This window comes from Halobacteriovorax sp. (genome assembly GCF_041587335.1).
In the GTDB taxonomy this organism is placed as follows: Bacteria; Bdellovibrionota; Bacteriovoracia; order Bacteriovoracales; family Bacteriovoracaceae; genus Halobacteriovorax.
Window position 1 is genome coordinate 1 of the sequence record NZ_JBFGYP010000255.1, and the last position, 2,183, is coordinate 2,183.

Genomic DNA, 2,183 nt, shown 5'->3' on the forward strand with positions numbered 1-2,183 from the left:
AAAAAATGGTCGGAGTGATAGGATTTGAACCTACGACCCCCTGCTCCCAAAGCAGGTGCGCTACCCCTGCGCTACACTCCGATCGATTCATTTTGAATGAGTGAAATTTATAAGGCCTATTACACTATTTGGCAATCTCTTTCCTTGAAAAATTTCTGAGCAACTCTGCAAGCGCTAGAACGATGAGAATTTTCATGCTTCCATTCAGGAACTTGTGCCACTGTTTTACTCTCAAACTCACCTAAACCATGGAATACAGGATCATATCCAAAGCCATGATCACCTATGTAATTTTCACCTATACGTCCGTTTAATCTTCCCTCAAAAAAGAAAATTTCTTGAGGGCTAATATAAAAACATAACACACAAGTAAAATAAGCGTCTCTATTCTCAAGACCTTTCATTTTATCAAGAAGTAAAAGGGCCCTATCCTTATCAGTTAAGCCCTCCCCTCCAAATCTAGCAGAATAGATGCCTAGCTCTTCTGGAAGTGCTGCTACATTCAAGCCTGAGTCATCAGCTAGTACTGGTACCTGAAACTTATCAAAGTAGGCCTTAGCCTTTAGAAAAGCATTTTCATTATATGTAGTTCCGGTCTCATCAACATCCAACTTCTCAGAAGCTGCAGTTATATTTAGAACCGACTTATCAAATAAATCAGAAAACTCTTCTGCCTTGTGACTATTTCCAGATGCCAGTATAAAATTCATTACTTTAAAACCTTTTCCTGAGCAGTAAATACAGCATTCATAGCTTCAGATGCACAATCTAAGATTGCATTTAGCTCTTCTCTTGAAAATGCCTCACCTTCAGCTGTTCCTTGAACTTCTATAAATTTTCCGGACTTTGTCATAACAATATTCATATCTGTTTCACAAGTTGAGTCTTCTTCATAATTTAAGTCTGCTATTACTTTACCAGACGAGCTAATCCCGACACTTAGTGCTGCTAATGGCTCTTTAATTGGAGTTTCTTCAATCTTTCCAGACTCTAATAAGTTATCAATTGCCATTGATAGAGCTACATAGGCACCAGAAATAGAAGTCGTTCTCGTTCCACCATCGGCAACTAAAACATCACAGTCAATTTGGATGCTTCTCTCACCAAGTTTTTCTAGGTCAATTATTGCTCGTAAGCTTCTTCCTATAAGTCTCTGAATCTCTTGAGTTCTTCCACTTACTTTACTTCTCTCTCTTCTGTTTCTTGTATGTGTTGAAGATGGAAGCATTGAGTACTCAGCAGTTACCCAACCCTGTCCCTTATCTTTAAGAAATCTTGGAACTCCCTCTTCAATGGTTGCAGTAACATGAACTTTGGTATTTCCAAATTCCGCTATCACACTTCCCGCTGCGTATGGATTAATTCCAGGTGTAAATTTAATATCTCTAGGATGATTTCTTTCAATAATTGACATGTGAGTGACCCCTTTATAATGATTATCTATTATTTCTACCTTTATTGTAGAGAATTGAAAAGAAGGTCATTTTAATATGAATCAAAATATAGAGCATCTCCACTTTGAAGAATGCGAATCGACTCAAATCATACTAAAAAATGAGCTCAACTCTAGAAGCTCTATCCCCAATCTGCTCGTTAGCTCAGAAAAACAAACAAAGGGACGAGGACGTAGTGGAAACGTATGGGACTCTACAGAAAATTCAATTGCGATGAGCTTTGTTATTGAGCCAAATTCGGTTCTAACACTTACCTCACTCGAACTTGGAGCCATTATTTGTAATTACTTCAAGGATTATTCTCTACAATTGAAGTGGCCTAACGACATACTCAACTCTAATCAAATGAAATGTGCAGGATTACTCTGTCAAACCTACCAAGATAAAATTCTTGTAGGACTTGGGCTGAACTATGGTCCAAGTGAAACTCTCGAAAAATCTTCACAATACAAGTTTGGTAGATCTCATATAACTGATAATCAAATTGATAGATCTAATATTGAGCAGATTACTCTTTCTATATATTCTTTCATTATTAACAATAGACTCACATCAGAAGAGACAATAAGTGCCTGGAACACTCACTGTTCTCACTTAGGTCAAAATGTTGAAATTAGAGATGATAAGAATGTAGACAAGGGAATCTTTAAAGGAATTGGTCAAAATGGAGAGGCCCTCATAGAAAGTAAGGGCCTCATCAAAAAAATATATTCTGGTTCTTTATTTTTA

Annotated in this window: 3 protein-coding genes and 1 tRNA gene; 1 reads left to right on the forward strand and 3 read right to left on the reverse strand. The window is 37.1% G+C overall.

The features are described 5' to 3' along the window. Positions 1-6 precede the first annotated feature (6 nt). The 3 genes from ABX784_RS17085 to rph form a co-directional block, all read right to left on the reverse strand. A tRNA-Pro gene (locus tag ABX784_RS17085) sits at positions 7-81 on the reverse strand. Positions 82-119: 38 nt separating this feature from the next. After that, complete coding sequence (locus ABX784_RS17090) at positions 120-710, reverse strand: non-canonical purine NTP pyrophosphatase (RefSeq protein WP_372656271.1); 591 nt, start codon at positions 708-710, stop codon at positions 120-122. Next, positions 710-1,414 (reverse strand): ribonuclease PH, encoded by a 705-nt coding sequence (gene rph, locus ABX784_RS17095; protein ID WP_372656272.1) that lies wholly within the window; start codon positions 1,412-1,414, stop codon positions 710-712. Before rph ends, ABX784_RS17090 begins: the two co-directional genes overlap by 1 nt. A gap of 76 nt (positions 1,415-1,490) precedes the next feature. Between rph and ABX784_RS17100 the strand changes: the two genes are divergently transcribed. Then, on the forward strand, positions 1,491-2,183 hold a 693-nt coding region (locus tag ABX784_RS17100; protein ID WP_372656273.1), incomplete at its 3' end, for a biotin--[acetyl-CoA-carboxylase] ligase.

What these genes read in the sequence shown, in the direction of transcription:
- ABX784_RS17090 (WP_372656271.1), bottom strand. Translation starts at nt 710, where the DNA reads ATGAATTTTATACTGGCATCTGGAAATAGTCACAAGGCAGAAGAGTTT.
- rph (WP_372656272.1), bottom strand. Translation starts at nt 1,414, where the DNA reads ATGTCAATTATTGAAAGAAATCATCCTAGAGATATTAAATTTACACCT.